The sequence below is a fragment of the Roseovarius sp. MMSF_3281 genome, from assembly GCF_030733685.1.
In the GTDB taxonomy this organism is placed as follows: domain Bacteria; phylum Pseudomonadota; class Alphaproteobacteria; order Rhodobacterales; family Rhodobacteraceae; genus Roseovarius.
In genome coordinates this window covers 39,751-53,098 of sequence record NZ_JASHIM010000002.1, presented here as the reverse complement: position 1 = coordinate 53,098, position 13,348 = coordinate 39,751, and the positions used below count along the sequence as shown (strand labels likewise).

Below are 13,348 nucleotides of genomic sequence, written 5' to 3'. Positions count from 1 at the left end.
TACACCATGCGTCCGTCGGGTAGAGATTTAAGCGAAATGCGCGCCGTTTCAATCGAAACGAATGTCACGAAACATGCCGAAGGGTCGTGCATGATCAAAGTGGGCGACACGCATGTTTTGTGTACCGCCACGATCGAAGATCGCGTGCCGCCATTCATCAAGGGTTCGGGCCTTGGCTGGGTAACAGCGGAATACGGGATGCTGCCCCGCTCCACCACGAGCCGCATGCGCCGGGAGGCCACGGCGGGCAAGCAAGGCGGGCGGACTGTTGAGATTCAACGGCTGATTGGCCGGTCGTTGCGTGCCGGGGTTGACCGCGTGGCCCTGGGCGAACGTCAAATCACCGTCGATTGTGACGTTATTCAGGCCGATGGCGGGACGCGCTGTGCCTCGATCACCGGGGGTTGGGTGGCCCTGCGGCTTGCGGTTCAGAAACTGATGAAAATCGGTGACGTGATCAGTGACCCGATGGCTGATCCTGTGGCCGCTGTCAGCTGTGGCATTTACGCGGGGCAGCCTGTGCTGGATCTGGATTACCCCGAGGACAGCGAAGCGGGCGTTGATGGAAATTTCATCATGACCGGATCAAAACAACTGATCGAAGTGCAGATGAGCGCCGAAGGATCGACCTATAGCCGTGATCAAATGAACCAGCTTATGGATTTGGCCGAAAAGGGCGTTTCCGAACTGGTTGATGCACAGAAGGCGGCGGTTAATGCGTAAGTTCGAAGGCGACACGCTTTTGGTGGCGACGCATAACGCCGGAAAACTGGAAGAAATCGCCAACTTGATGGAGCCGTTCGGCGTGCGCGTGGTAGGCGCCGCCGAGAAGGGCCTTGTCGAACCGGAAGAAACCGAAACCACCTTTGTCGGAAATGCGCGGATCAAGGCCCACGCCGCCGCGAAGGCCACCGGGCTTCCGGCGTTGTCGGATGATTCAGGCATCGAGATTGATGCGCTTGATGGGGCGCCCGGGGTTTTTACCGCGAACTGGGCGGAAACCGACAAGGGCCGCGATTTTATCATGGCCATGGGCAAGGCGCATGACAGGCTTTTGGAAAGTGAAAGCCCCAAGCCCTGGACGGCGCGGTTTTGCTGTACCCTGGTTCTGGCATGGCCCGATGGGCATGACGAAGTATTTCCCGGCACCGTCGAAGGGCAAATCGTCTGGCCCATGCGGGGGCATGAGGGGCATGGGTATGATCCGATTTTTCAGCCCGAGGGCCATGATCAGACCTTTGGCGAAATGGATCGTTGGGAAAAGAACAAGATCAGCCATCGCGCCGATGCCTTCGACAAGCTGGTGAAGGGCTGTTTTGGCTGAGGATTGGCAAAACGGGGGCTTCGGCCTTTATATCCATTGGCCGTTTTGCGAGGCCAAATGCCCCTATTGCGATTTCAATTCCCACGTTGCGCGCAAGATCGACCAAGATGCATGGCGCGAGGCTTACCTTTCAGAATTGGATCGTTACGCGGAACGAGTGCCTGATCGCGTTGTGAATTCGGTTTTCTTTGGCGGCGGTACACCCAGTTTGATGGAGCCCGACACCGTCGCCGCAATCCTTGAACGTGTGCGTGAACTGTGGCCCGCTGCCAACGATCTTGAGGTGACATTAGAGGCCAACCCCGGATCTGTGGAGGCTGGACGGTTTCGAGATTTTGCGCAGGGCGGTGTTTCAAGGGTGTCGATGGGCATTCAGGCGCTCAATGACGCGGACCTTCGGCGGCTTGGGCGTATTCACACGGTAGAGGAAGCAAAGCAAGCCTTTGATATTGCACGAAAAAACTTTGATCGGGTGAGTTTTGACCTGATTTACGCCCGGCAAGACCAGACACTCGCAGCATGGCGCAACGAACTTTCCGAAGCCTTGACCATGGCAGTGGACCACCTGTCATTGTACCAACTGACGATCGAGCCCGGAACAGCCTTTGGCGACCGCTATGACAGGGGCAAGTTGCGCGGCCTGCCCGAAGAGGATTTGGCCGCCGATATGTACGAAGCAACACAAGAGCTTTGCCAAGCTGCTGGCCTTGGGGCTTATGAAGTCTCTAATCATGCCAAACCGGGGGCTGAATCGCGGCATAACCTGATTTATTGGCGCTATGGGGATTATGTGGGGATCGGGCCCGGCGCGCATGGGCGAGTGACGCTGAATGGCCGGCGATATGCAACCGAAGCTTGGTCAAATCCCGACCGATGGTTGCAGGCTGTCGCGGAGGGGCGCCCCGAAAAGCGATATGATGCCATTCTACCGAAAGATCAGGCGGGTGAATACCTTATGATGGGCCTACGCGTTCAAGATGGGATTGACCCGGATCGCTATGCCCAATTGGCGGGTAAACCCTTGCCGCAGGATCGGTTGCACTATCTTCAGGACTTGGGGTTGATCGAGTTTTCCACAAGGTTGGTCAGGGCCACAGAGCAGGGGCGGATTGTTCTAAACTCGGTGCTTGTTGAGTTGATAGGGGATTAAGTCGTGCGCTTTCTTTGGGCATCCTTGGGACTTGTCTGTGTCGGCCTGGGGATGCTTGGTGTGGTCCTACCTTTACTTCCGACAATGCCTTTCATGCTCTTGGCGGCATTTTTCTTTGCCCGATCATCCGAGCGTTTGCATAATTGGCTACTATCTCATCGCCAGTTTGGCCCCGCCATTGCCGATTGGCACGAACGTGGCGCAATAAATCCGCGCGTCAAACGGATATCGACCATCGCAATTGTCGCGGTTTTCACCCTGTCGGTTGCGATGGGCATTAAACCACTGGTTCTGGTGATTCAGGCACTGGTTCTTGCCTGTGTTCTTGTGTTTATCTGGACTAGGCCGAACTGCTAGACGTCAGAATGCGGCACAAACTGTCCAGTTGATCCAAGGTGTCGTAGCTGATCGTGATCTGGCCATTTTCGCGGCCCGGCTTGTGATTCAACGAAACCTTCATCCCCAAATTCGCGGCCAGATCGCCCTCCAACGCCTTGGTGTCGGCATCTTTCGCGGGCGCCGATTGCTTCTTGGCCTTGCCGTCATTGGAAACGGCATTGCCCATCGGTTTCTTCGCGAGCTTTTCAGTCTCGCGGACCGAAAGGCCCTTTTTGATCACTTCACGGGCAAGCTTTGCAGGGTCGTCAGACGTGATGAGCGCGCGCGCGTGGCCCGCAGAAAGCTTGCCTTGCCCAAGATATGTCTGCACCTCGTCAGGCAGGCCCAACAAACGCATGGAATTGGCAATGTGACTACGGCTTTTACCAAGGGCTTCGGCGAGTTTTTCCTGCGTATGGCCGAATTTATCCATCAATTGCTGGTATCCAGCCGCCTCTTCAACCGGGTTGAGATCTGCGCGCTGAATGTTTTCGATGATCGCAACTTCGAGAACCTCGGTATCGTCGAAATCACGAATAAGCACGGGAATCTCGTGAAGCTTGGCCTTTTGGGCCGCACGCCAGCGGCGTTCGCCTGCAACAATCTCGAATTCACCGTCACTGTTGGGCTTGGGCCGTACGATCAACGGCTGAATGATGCCCTTTTCCTTAATCGAGGCCGCCAGATCATCCAGTTTTTCAGCATCAAAGCTTCGGCGCGGTTGGTCCGGGTTAGGAGAAATCAATTCGATCGGAACCGCACGGTCGGCCGGTTTGGCAATCTCGCCGGCAGGCGCACTATCTTCGGCCACATCCGCCATCAAGGCCGACAGCCCCCGGCCAAGCCCGCGTTGTTTTGATTTTTTCTCGGCCATTCCCGATTCCTTTCGTTAAGCGGCTACGCGCGCCTGATTTTGCATGAGTTCCTGTGCCAACTCACGATAGGCCTGTGCCCCTTTAGAGGTGGTATCATACTCAAGAACCGAGGTGGAGTAAGACGGTGCCTCGCTGACGCGAACGTTTCGGGGAATTCGCGTTTGGAAGACAAGATCGCCAAGATTATCGCGGGCGTCCTGTTCAACCTGTGACGATAGGTTGTTGCGAGCGTCGTACATCGTCAGGACAATCCCCTCGATCCGCAAATTGGGATTGGCGGATTGGCGCACCTCGCGGATGGTCAGCATGAGCTGCGAAAGGCCTTCAAGTGCAAAAAACTCGCTTTGAAGCGGCACCAGGACAGAATGAGAGGCCACCATGGCGTTCACTGTCAAAAGATTGAGCGAGGGCGGGCAATCGATCAGGATATAGTCAAGCGCATAGGTATCCATCGCATGCTGTCGCAGGGCATCATGCAAAAGGAAACTCCGCTTTTCATTGGAGATAAGTTCGATATCGGCGGAACTCAGATCAACGGTCGCGGGGATAATCATGAGGTTTTCAGGATTCGCGGGGCGAATGACTTCTGAAAGGTCAATATCCTCCAAAAGCAACTCATATGTCGTGAATTCGCGCTCATCCGGTTCAACCCCAAGACCCGTGGAGGCGTTTCCTTGAGGATCAAGATCGACGATCAGAACACGCTGCCCCGCTTCGGCCAAGGCCGCACCGAGATTGATCGTTGTGGTCGTTTTCCCAACTCCGCCTTTCTGGTTTGCGACGGCAATGATTTTCGGGCCGCGAGGGCGCGTGGGATCAGACACGGGAGACTCCTGTTATTGCAAGAATGGCGGGGCCGTCTTCTGTTTTGCTTTTAGCAACACGGTATCCAAAGTTCCACTGACTTTGAGCATCTTGCAGCTCTTTCTCCCATGACGCGCCCTTTGGAAACAGGGCGGTGCCCGAAGCAGACAGATGCCGATCAGTAAATGCCAAAAGTTTTGGCAGATCTGCAAGGGCGCGGGCCGAAAGAACATCGGCTTCCAGCGGGGGAATGTTTTCGATTCGATCATTTACAACCTCGGCAGGTGCGCCGGTTTCGCGAATAACCGTTCGAAGGAATGCAGATTTCCTGACATCGCTTTCAACAAGGGTAACTTTTCTTGGCGACTCCCGTTCTAAACCAAGCATTGCAATGACAAGGCCCGGAAACCCACCACCGGCGCCAAGGTCAACCCAATGGTTCACAGGGTGGGGGGCAAGCTCATAAATTTGTGCAGAATCAAGGATGTGCCGCGCCCAAACATCATCCAGGCTATTACGCGAAACCAAATTGATCCTTGGGTTCCACTTCAACAGAAGGTCGGCAAAATACTTTAGCTTTTCCAATGTTTCACGTGAAACATCAGAGGGCAGCCCCGCACGCATCATGCGGATTTTTCCCGTTTATCCCTACGCAAGCGCGCTAAAATGAGTGTCAGCGCCGCGGGCGTTACGCCGTCGACTCGCGCTGCTTGAGCAAGGTTCGATGGTTTTGTCGCGGTAAGTTTGTTCTTGAGTTCGTTTGACAGGCCTTCGATGCTTTGAAACGGGAAATCCTTTGGGATTTCCTGTGCCTCGTCGCGTTTCATCATCTCGACATCCTGCTTTTGGCGCGTGATGTAGTTGGCGTAAAGCGCATCTTTCTCAAGCTGTGTGCGGGTTTCGGAATCCACTTCGCCCAAGGCTTCGTTCAGACGCACCAAGGTGTCAAAATCAACATCGGGGAACGCCAAAAGCTGAAACCCTGTCCTTTTCGTTCCATCCTGATTGATCTTCAGCCCGCAGGACGCCAGATACTTTGGCGTATACTCTTCAGATGTAAGCAGATTTCTGGCCACATCGAGGCGCTCCATCTTGTCTTCAAAGGCCCTCTGACGGTCTGCACCAACACATCCGGCCGCTATTCCAATAGGGGTAAGCCGCTGGTCCGCGTTGTCCGCACGAAGAGAAAGGCGAAATTCGGCGCGCGAGGTAAACATGCGATAGGGTTCGGATACACCACGGGTGATAAGATCATCAATCATCACGCCGATATAACTATCGGCGCGGCTAAAGATTACCGGGTCTTTTCCCTGCACGGCCCGGGCCGCGTTCAAACCGGCAACAAGCCCTTGGGCCGCAGCCTCTTCATAGCCTGTTGTTCCATTGATCTGCCCCGCAAGATATAGCCCGGACACGGATTTCACCGCGAGCGTTGCATCGAGGTTCCTCGGATCAACATAGTCATATTCAATCGCATAGCCGGGCTGTAGGATCACCGCGTTTTCCAGGCCGTGGATAGAACGAACGTAATCTTCCTGCACTTCCTCGGGGAGAGATGTTGATATGCCATTCGGATAGATCACGCTATCCGATAGGCTTTCCGGCTCAAGAAAAATCTGATGCGACGTCTTATCGGCAAACCGGACGATTTTATCTTCGATCGATGGGCAATAGCGTGGCCCAACTCCATCGATATGCCCGCCATACATTGCCGAACGATCCAGATTCTCCCGGATAATGTCGTGGGTTTTTTCATTGGTATGGGTGATCCCGCAGGACACCTGCGCCGCACTGACGCCTTTCGAAAGAAAGGAAAACAGAACCGGATCATCGTCACCCGGTTGTTCATCCAGGCCATCCCAAGAAATCGTATTTCCATCCAGCCGCGGAGGTGTACCCGTTTTCAAACGGCCAAGCGTCAGGCCGAAGGAATCTACGCGCTCTGCCAGTTTAACCGATGGCTTATCCCCCATGCGGCCGCCAGCACGAGAGACATCACCAATATGAATAACACCGCGCAGAAATGTGCCGGTCGTCAGAACAACCGCTTTCGCGGATATTTCCGATCCATCCAGTAGGCGGATACCGGTGACACGCCCGCCGTCCATCAGGAAATCTGCGGCCTCACCCTCGATGATTGAAAGGTTCGGCTGGCGCTCGATCTCCTGAAGCATCGCCTCGCGGTAAATTTTCCGATCTGCCTGTGCACGGGGGCCTTGAACCGCTGGACCTTTGCGGCGGTTCAATAGACGAAACTGAATCCCAGCCTTATCCGCCACCCGGGCCATTACCCCGTCGAGCGCATCGATTTCACGCACAAGATGGCCTTTGCCAAGGCCACCAATCGCCGGGTTACAGGACATCACCCCAATATCGCGACGCGACAAAGTAACCAGCGCAGTTTGTGCGCCGGCGCGGGCCGCCGCATGCGCGGCATCAGCGCCCGCGTGACCACCCCCGATAACGATGACATCAAAATGTTTCACGTGAAACACTCCTCATTTGCCCAGGCAAAAGCTGCTGAAGATTTCGTCGAGCACGTTCTCGACATCTATGCGTCCTACCAAAGAATCAAGGGCACGAATAGCTGTTCGAATTTCTTCGGCGGTAATGTCCGCCGTTTCTTCGCCACCCGGCAAAAGGTTTTTCGCCGACTGCAAGGCATCGAGCCCCTTGGCCATTGAAATACGATGTCTTTCGCGCGTCGCAACCGCCGCATGAGAGGCCCGATCTGACAGGATTTCCGTGATTCGGCCAATCAATGCTGCAAGGCCATGGCCTGACACTCCTGAAACGGCATTGACGGGATCGTCCAAAAGATCGGCCTTGGCCTTGACCACGATGTCATCTGTTCGCGGCGCCATATCTGGTGTTTCATCACCTTCAACAAGGAAAACGCGCAGGTCTGCCAGTTCAGCCCGCTGTTTGGCGCGGTCGATACCGATTGATTCGACCTTGTCATCGGTTTCCCGCAGGCCAGCCGTATCAAGTATGGTCACCGGTAAACCCTTCAAATCCATGCGAACCTCGATCACATCCCGTGTCGTTCCTGCGAACTCGGATGTTATCGCGGCATCCCGGCCTGCAATGGCATTGAGCAGGGTAGATTTTCCGACATTCGGCGCCCCGACAATAGCAACTTCGAACCCCGTTCTGATCCGCTCGGAGATTCCCACGCCCTCGATTTGGTGCTCCAAGGCGGAAATGACGCGTTCAACAAGCTCTGTCACCTCGGGCGCAACATTGACTGGAACCTCTTCATCCGCGAAATCAATCGTCGCTTCAAGCAGGGCTGCCGCACGGATCAAATCGCGGCGCCAGCTTTCAGCCAGATTTCCAAGATCACCTGACAGGACGCGCAGGGCCTGACGCCTTTGTGCCTCGGTTTCGGACTCGATGAGATCGGCCAAACCTTCGACCTGTGCCAGCGAAAGCTGCCCGTTTTCCATAGCCCGGCGCGTGAACTCCCCTGGTTCCGCCGCGCGAAGCCCCTTGATGTTGCCAAGGCTGCGCAAAATCGAGGCGATGATTGCCGTGCTTCCATGGCTTTGAAACTCGACCACGTCCTCACCAGTAAAACTGGCATTCTGCGAAAACGTCAGGACAAGTGCATCGTCAAGATGAACCCCCTCGGAATCCCGCAAGGTCCGCAATGCGGCCTGACGGCGTTTCGGAACATCGCCCGACAAAGTCTTGCACGCCTGGAATGCAAGCGGGCCAGACACACGGATCACGGCGACGCCCGCTTTGCCTTGCGCCGTCGAAAGAGCATAGATCGTGTCCATGGGAATGGCCCCGCGCGATGCCCTTTAGGTGTTCATTGAATCGAAAAACTCGGCATTCGTCTTGGTCTGCTTGAGTTTCGACAACAGGAACTCGATGGCATCGGTTGTCCCCATCGGATTCAGGATACGGCGCAGGACATAGGTTTTCTGAAGGTCCATCTTGTCGATAAGAAGATCCTCTTTCCGGGTGCCGGACTTGAGGATGTCGATGGCCGGGAAAACGCGCTTATCCGCGATCTTGCGATCAAGGACGAGTTCAGAGTTACCTGTGCCTTTGAATTCTTCAAAGATCACTTCATCCATCCGGCTGCCGGTATCTATCAGGGCCGTCGACACGATGGTGAGAGAGCCACCCTCTTCGATATTCCGCGCCGCACCGAAGAACCGCTTGGGACGTTGCAGCGCATTCGCATCCACACCACCTGTCAGAACTTTACCCGAGGAAGGAACAGTTGTGTTGTAAGCCCTACCAAGTCTTGTGATTGAATCGAGAAGAATTACCACATCTCGTTTATGTTCGACCAAACGCTTGGCTTTTTCGATGACCATCTCGGCGACGGCCACATGTCGCGCGGCAGGTTCGTCGAAAGTTGAGCTGATAACCTCACCTTTCACGCTGCGCTTCATGTCTGTCACCTCTTCTGGGCGTTCGTCGATGAGCAAGACGATAAGGTAACACTCGGGGTGGTTTTTCTCGATGCTGCTGGCAATGTTTTGCAGGATGACGGTTTTACCCGTCCGCGGCGGGGCCACGATCAAAGACCGCTGGCCTTTTCCGATAGGCGCCACAAGGTCGATCACACGCGCCGAACGATCCTTGATCGTCGGGTCATCGACTTCCATGTTCAGTCGTTCGTCAGGGTAGAGAGGCGTCAGGTTGTCGAATGCAATCTTGTGGCGCGCGCGCTCGGGATCTTCATAGTTGATCTGAGTGACGGAGGTTAGCGCAAAATACCGTTCGTTATCGTCGGGTGCCTTGATTTGCCCTTCGACGGTATCTCCAGTGCGCAAAGAGTGTTGGCGGATGGTGTCAGGCGAGACGTAAATGTCATCGGGCCCGGGCAGGTAGTTTGCCTCGGACGACCGCAGGAACCCGAACCCATCTTGCAGGACTTCGAGAACACCGTCGCCATAGACTGTCCAGCCCTCGTCAGCGCGTTCGCGCAGAATCTGGAACATCATCTCGCCCTTGCGCATGGTCGAGGCGTTCTCGATCTCAAGCTCTTCAGCCATGGCAAGAAGGTCTTTGGCGCTACGCGCCTTGAGATCGGACAGGTTCAAGCGATCATCGGACATGGGGGTACCTCGGGACAAAGCGGCGGTTGCGCCGTGTCGATATGTGTCTCAGGAGAAATAACCACCCGGACGGGTGTTTGCGCGGTCATACTTGGCCAGCCCGCACGAGTCAATGTCTCTCAGAAACGAACGACAACCGACAAGACGATGACGACCATGAGAACCGTGGGAACCTCGTTCATCATCCTGAACTGCCGACCCGACAGGGTATTCGAACCCGAAGCGAAATCTTTTCGTCTCAGGGCAAGCCAGTGGTGGAACCATGTCATAGCCAGAATCGAAGCCCCCTTGGTGTAGGGCCATATGGCTGCCCAATCGACAATCCCAGGGGTAAACACCAGGGCAAGCCCAAAGATCCATGTCGCGATCATTGCTGGCGTCATGATCACGCGAAGCAGTTTTTCTTCCATGGTTTTGAAAACTTCATCGCGGCTGTCGCCAGGTTCGGATTGCTCGGTGTGATAGACGTACAGGCGGGGCAGATAAAAGATCCCTGCCATCCAAGAAATAACGGCCATGATATGTATGGCCTTGTTCCATGGATAAAGCGTGATCAGGATATCAGTCATTCAGCGCCCCTTCTGGTTTCCTTCTCTATAAATAAAAAAGAAATTAAGAAAGATGATGATGATTTAGGAGAGCGCCTTGGTTGTGGATTAACCGCCTGTCTACAGTGTTTTCAACACGCAAATGAACATGTTGATAAGGTTGTAGATAAAAATGGAATTATCAGTGGCTATCTAAAATTTCTTATATAAAACAGATACTTAAAATCTGTTTCCTTAAATGAAAGGTGTTGATTGATTTCCGTGTCTATCAGGGATTGAATGATTTTTTCTCTGCGTGGATTTTTCCTTTTCCACCATTGGACATTCTTAGAAAACCATTGGATTTATCCCTGTGTCCAAGTCGTGTCCCAAGGACACTGGAAATTTCGTTGAAGGGTTCATAGAACGTTAACAAACTTATGCCGCGAGTTGTCCACATGACACAGCAAATCATTTTGGCGTCTGGCTCGGACATTCGGGCAACCCTCTTGCGGAATGCAGGGGTGAAATTTGATGTCAGCGCTCCGCGCGTCGATGAGGTGATGGTGCGCGACGCTCTTTTGTCGGATGGCGCGCCCGCGCGGGATATTGCAGATGCCCTCGCCGAGTTGAAAGCTCAGAAAGTCAGCGCGAAACAGCCCGGCGCGCTTGTGATTGGCTGCGATCAGGTGCTGAGTTTCGACAAAGCCCTTTTATCCAAACCCGCAACACAGGACGAAGCGCGCGAGCAGCTAAGGCGGTTACGCGGAAATCGACATGAACTTTTGTCAGCGGCCGTGATCTGTGAGGGTGGAAAGCCAATATGGCGGCACATCGGGATCGTTCGGATGGCGATGCGGGATTTCTCGGATGATTATCTTGACGCTTATCTGGATCGTAACTGGAACAGTATTCAGCACTCCGTCGGAGGATATAAGCTTGAGGAAGAGGGGGTTCGGCTTTTCACCCAGGTGCAGGGCGACTATTTTACGGTTCTCGGGCTGCCTTTGTTGGAACTGTTGAACTACCTGACGGTGAGAGGAGATCTTCCTGCATGAGTGAAAACCGCATTCCCCTTGCCGGTGTCATCGGGTCGCCGATTGCGCATTCCAAATCCCCGCAACTTCATGGGCATTGGCTCAAGACATATGGTCTGAGGGGTCATTACATCCCGATGGATGTCAGCACAGACAACCTTGGTCAGGTATTGGATGCCCTGCCGAAAATGGGGTTTGTTGGTGTCAACATAACGGTTCCGCACAAGGAAAAGGTTATGGAATTTGCAGATCTGGTGACGGATCGTGCAACGCTTATTGGCGCGGCGAATACCCTGACCTTTCAGAAAGACGGGAAACTGCGTGCTGATAACACTGACGGGTATGGCTTTTTTGAAAACCTTCGGCAGAATGCACCGAATTGGAACGTAAAGGCGGGCCCGGCGGCGGTTTTGGGGGCTGGCGGCGCGGCGCGTGCGGTGATTGCATCGCTTCTTGATGCGGGTGTTCCTCAAATTCTTTTGTCGAACCGGACTCGTGTTCGTGCCGAGGCTTTGCAATCCGAATTCGGCAAGCGGATCGAAGTGGTAGAGTGGGTTCAGGCCGGGAACATGCTGGAAGAGGCAACGACGGTGGTAAATACCACCTTTCTTGGTATGCTTGGAAAGCCGCCCCTCCGGGTGCCATTGGATGGATTGCGCAAAGATGCTGTTGTGACCGACCTGGTCTATGCGCCATTGAAAACCCACCTTTTGGCCGAGGCCGAAAAGATGGGATGCACAACGGTTGATGGGCTTGGGATGCTTTTGCATCAGGCCGTGCCGGCATTCGAGCGTTGGTTTGGCGTTCGTCCCGAAGTGGATAGCGCCACGCGCGCCGCGGCCTTGAGATGAGCTTTCTACTCGGGCTGACCGGCTCAATCGGAATGGGCAAATCCACCACGGCCGAAATGTTTGCTCAGGAAGGGTGTGCCGTCTGGGATGCGGATGCTGCGGTGCATCGGCTTTATGCCAAGGGGGGCGCGGCGGTAGAGCCTGTGGCCTCGGTGTTTCCGGAGGCGATCGAGGAGGGCGCGGTATCGCGTATGCGCTTAAAGGAGATCATTGCGCGTGATCCGGCCGCGCTAAGTATCATTGAAAGCATTGTGCATCCCCGTGTTGCCCAGGATCGGGAGGCGTTCATCGAAGCCTCTGCCAATGCGATCATTGTTCTCGATATCCCGCTTTTGTTCGAGAATGGGTTTGAAAAGAAAGTGGATGCCGTGGCCTGTGTTACAGTTTCACCAGAAGTGCAAAAACAAAGGGTCTTAAAGCGCGGTACAATGACCGAAGAGCAGTTCAAGGGCATCTTATCCCGTCAAATGCCGAACGAGGATAAAGCCGCGAGGGCGGACTTCGTTATTGAAACGGATACGCTTGAGCATGCCCGCGCGCAGGTTCATGATATCGTGGAACAGGTCAAAAGCAGGCTGGCCAATGCGTGAGATCGTACTTGATACAGAAACCACGGGATTCGACCCCGAACAAGGTGACCGGATTGTCGAGATCGGGGCAATCGAGCTTTATAATCACATGCCCACAGGGCGGACGTTTCATGAGTACATCAATCCGAAACGCGGGATGCCGCAAGACGCTTTTGAGATACATGGAATCGGGCCTGATCTATTGGATGTGCCACGCCCGCCAAAAGACGGCGAAGTCACACTGAAAGACAAGCCCCTTTTTGACCAGGTCGCACAAGCCTTCGTGGATTTCGTAGCCGACGCGAAACTGGTCATTCACAATGCAGCCTTTGACATGAAATTCCTGAATGCGGAATTGAGATGGCTGAATTATCCGCAACTTCCGTGGGAACAGGCCGTGGATACGCTGGCAATTGCACGCAAAAAGTTTCCGGGGTCCCCGGCGTCATTGGATGCCTTGTGCCGACGGTTCAGTATCGACAACACCACGCGGACGCTGCACGGGGCTTTGCTCGACTCCGAAATCTTGGCCGAGGTCTATCTTGAACTGATTGGTGGGCGGCAGCCTGACTTTGCGTTGAAGGTGTCGTCGAACACCGGATCAGAGCAGGCCAATACCGCGGAATCCGCGTGGCGCCCACAGCCAAGGCCAACGCCGCTCCCGCCGCGTTTGAGCGAAAAAGAAGCCGCCGCCCATGCCGAGTTTGTCGAGGCGATGGGCGACGGCGCGCTTTGGAAGAAACTGGGCTGAC

General features: G+C 54.7%; 15 protein-coding genes. 8 read left to right on the top strand and 7 right to left on the bottom strand.

Translation table 11 applies throughout. The annotated features are described in order from the left end of the window. Positions 1-6: 6 nt before the first annotated feature. From rph to RBB32_RS03040, 4 genes are read left to right on the top strand one after another with little or no spacing between them, the layout of a single operon-like run. A complete protein-coding gene (gene rph / locus RBB32_RS03055) occupies positions 7-723 on the top strand; it encodes a ribonuclease PH (RefSeq protein WP_306151210.1) in 717 nt (238 codons plus the stop codon). Next, positions 716-1,324, top strand: a complete 609-nt coding sequence (gene rdgB, locus RBB32_RS03050) for an RdgB/HAM1 family non-canonical purine NTP pyrophosphatase (protein WP_306151209.1) — start codon at positions 716-718, stop codon at positions 1,322-1,324. The genes rph and rdgB overlap by 8 nt, the downstream gene beginning before the upstream one ends. Next, positions 1,317-2,474, top strand: a complete 1,158-nt coding sequence (hemW, locus tag RBB32_RS03045) for a radical SAM family heme chaperone HemW (protein ID WP_306151208.1) — start codon at positions 1,317-1,319, stop codon at positions 2,472-2,474. The genes rdgB and hemW overlap by 8 nt, the downstream gene beginning before the upstream one ends. 3 nt (positions 2,475-2,477) lie before the next feature. Continuing rightward, positions 2,478-2,831, top strand: coding sequence for a YbaN family protein (locus RBB32_RS03040; protein ID WP_306151206.1), 354 nt, complete (start codon positions 2,478-2,480; stop codon positions 2,829-2,831). Here the strand turns inward: RBB32_RS03040 and RBB32_RS03035 are convergent. The 7 genes from RBB32_RS03035 to hemJ all read right to left on the bottom strand — a co-directional run bounded on the left by RBB32_RS03035 (position 2,815) and on the right by hemJ (position 10,181). Next, positions 2,815-3,726, bottom strand: a complete 912-nt coding sequence (locus RBB32_RS03035; protein ID WP_306151204.1) for a ParB/RepB/Spo0J family partition protein — start codon at positions 3,724-3,726, stop codon at positions 2,815-2,817. The genes RBB32_RS03040 and RBB32_RS03035 overlap by 17 nt on opposite strands. 15 nt (positions 3,727-3,741) lie before the next feature. Beyond that, complete coding sequence (locus RBB32_RS03030; protein WP_306151203.1) at positions 3,742-4,551, bottom strand: ParA family protein; 810 nt, start codon at positions 4,549-4,551, stop codon at positions 3,742-3,744. Further along, entirely contained in the window at positions 4,544-5,158 is a 615-nt protein-coding gene (gene rsmG, locus RBB32_RS03025; RefSeq protein WP_371931007.1) for a 16S rRNA (guanine(527)-N(7))-methyltransferase RsmG, read from the bottom strand. The genes RBB32_RS03030 and rsmG overlap by 8 nt, the downstream gene beginning before the upstream one ends. Beyond that, positions 5,155-7,017, bottom strand: coding sequence for a tRNA uridine-5-carboxymethylaminomethyl(34) synthesis enzyme MnmG (mnmG, locus tag RBB32_RS03020; RefSeq protein WP_306151202.1), 1,863 nt, complete (start codon positions 7,015-7,017; stop codon positions 5,155-5,157). Before mnmG ends, rsmG begins: the two co-directional genes overlap by 4 nt. 12 nt (positions 7,018-7,029) lie before the next feature. After that, entirely contained in the window at positions 7,030-8,316 is a 1,287-nt protein-coding gene (gene mnmE, locus RBB32_RS03015) for a tRNA uridine-5-carboxymethylaminomethyl(34) synthesis GTPase MnmE (RefSeq protein ID WP_306151201.1), read from the bottom strand. A gap of 24 nt (positions 8,317-8,340) precedes the next feature. Then, on the bottom strand, positions 8,341-9,612 hold the full coding sequence (gene rho / locus RBB32_RS03010; protein ID WP_306151200.1) for a transcription termination factor Rho: 1,272 nt from the start codon (positions 9,610-9,612) through the stop codon (positions 8,341-8,343). A 119-nt stretch (positions 9,613-9,731) separates the two neighbouring features. Continuing rightward, positions 9,732-10,181, bottom strand: coding sequence for a protoporphyrinogen oxidase HemJ (gene hemJ, locus RBB32_RS03005; RefSeq protein WP_306151199.1), 450 nt, complete (start codon positions 10,179-10,181; stop codon positions 9,732-9,734). A 416-nt stretch (positions 10,182-10,597) separates the two neighbouring features. Between hemJ and RBB32_RS03000 the strand changes: the two genes are divergently transcribed. From RBB32_RS03000 to dnaQ, 4 genes are read left to right on the top strand one after another with little or no spacing between them, the layout of a single operon-like run. Then, positions 10,598-11,197 carry a nucleoside triphosphate pyrophosphatase gene (locus RBB32_RS03000; protein ID WP_306151198.1) on the top strand — a complete coding sequence of 200 codons (600 nt, stop codon included), beginning with the start codon at positions 10,598-10,600 and terminating at the stop codon, positions 11,195-11,197. After that, positions 11,194-12,027: a shikimate dehydrogenase gene (locus RBB32_RS02995; RefSeq protein ID WP_306151197.1), complete on the top strand. Its 834-nt coding sequence runs from the start codon at positions 11,194-11,196 to the stop codon at positions 12,025-12,027. The genes RBB32_RS03000 and RBB32_RS02995 overlap by 4 nt, the downstream gene beginning before the upstream one ends. Continuing rightward, entirely contained in the window at positions 12,024-12,617 is a 594-nt protein-coding gene (gene coaE, locus RBB32_RS02990) for a dephospho-CoA kinase (protein WP_306151196.1), read from the top strand. The genes RBB32_RS02995 and coaE overlap by 4 nt, the downstream gene beginning before the upstream one ends. Further along, on the top strand, positions 12,610-13,347 hold the full coding sequence (gene dnaQ / locus RBB32_RS02985; RefSeq protein WP_306151195.1) for a DNA polymerase III subunit epsilon: 738 nt from the start codon (positions 12,610-12,612) through the stop codon (positions 13,345-13,347). Before coaE ends, dnaQ begins: the two co-directional genes overlap by 8 nt. Position 13,348 lies beyond the last annotated feature (1 nt).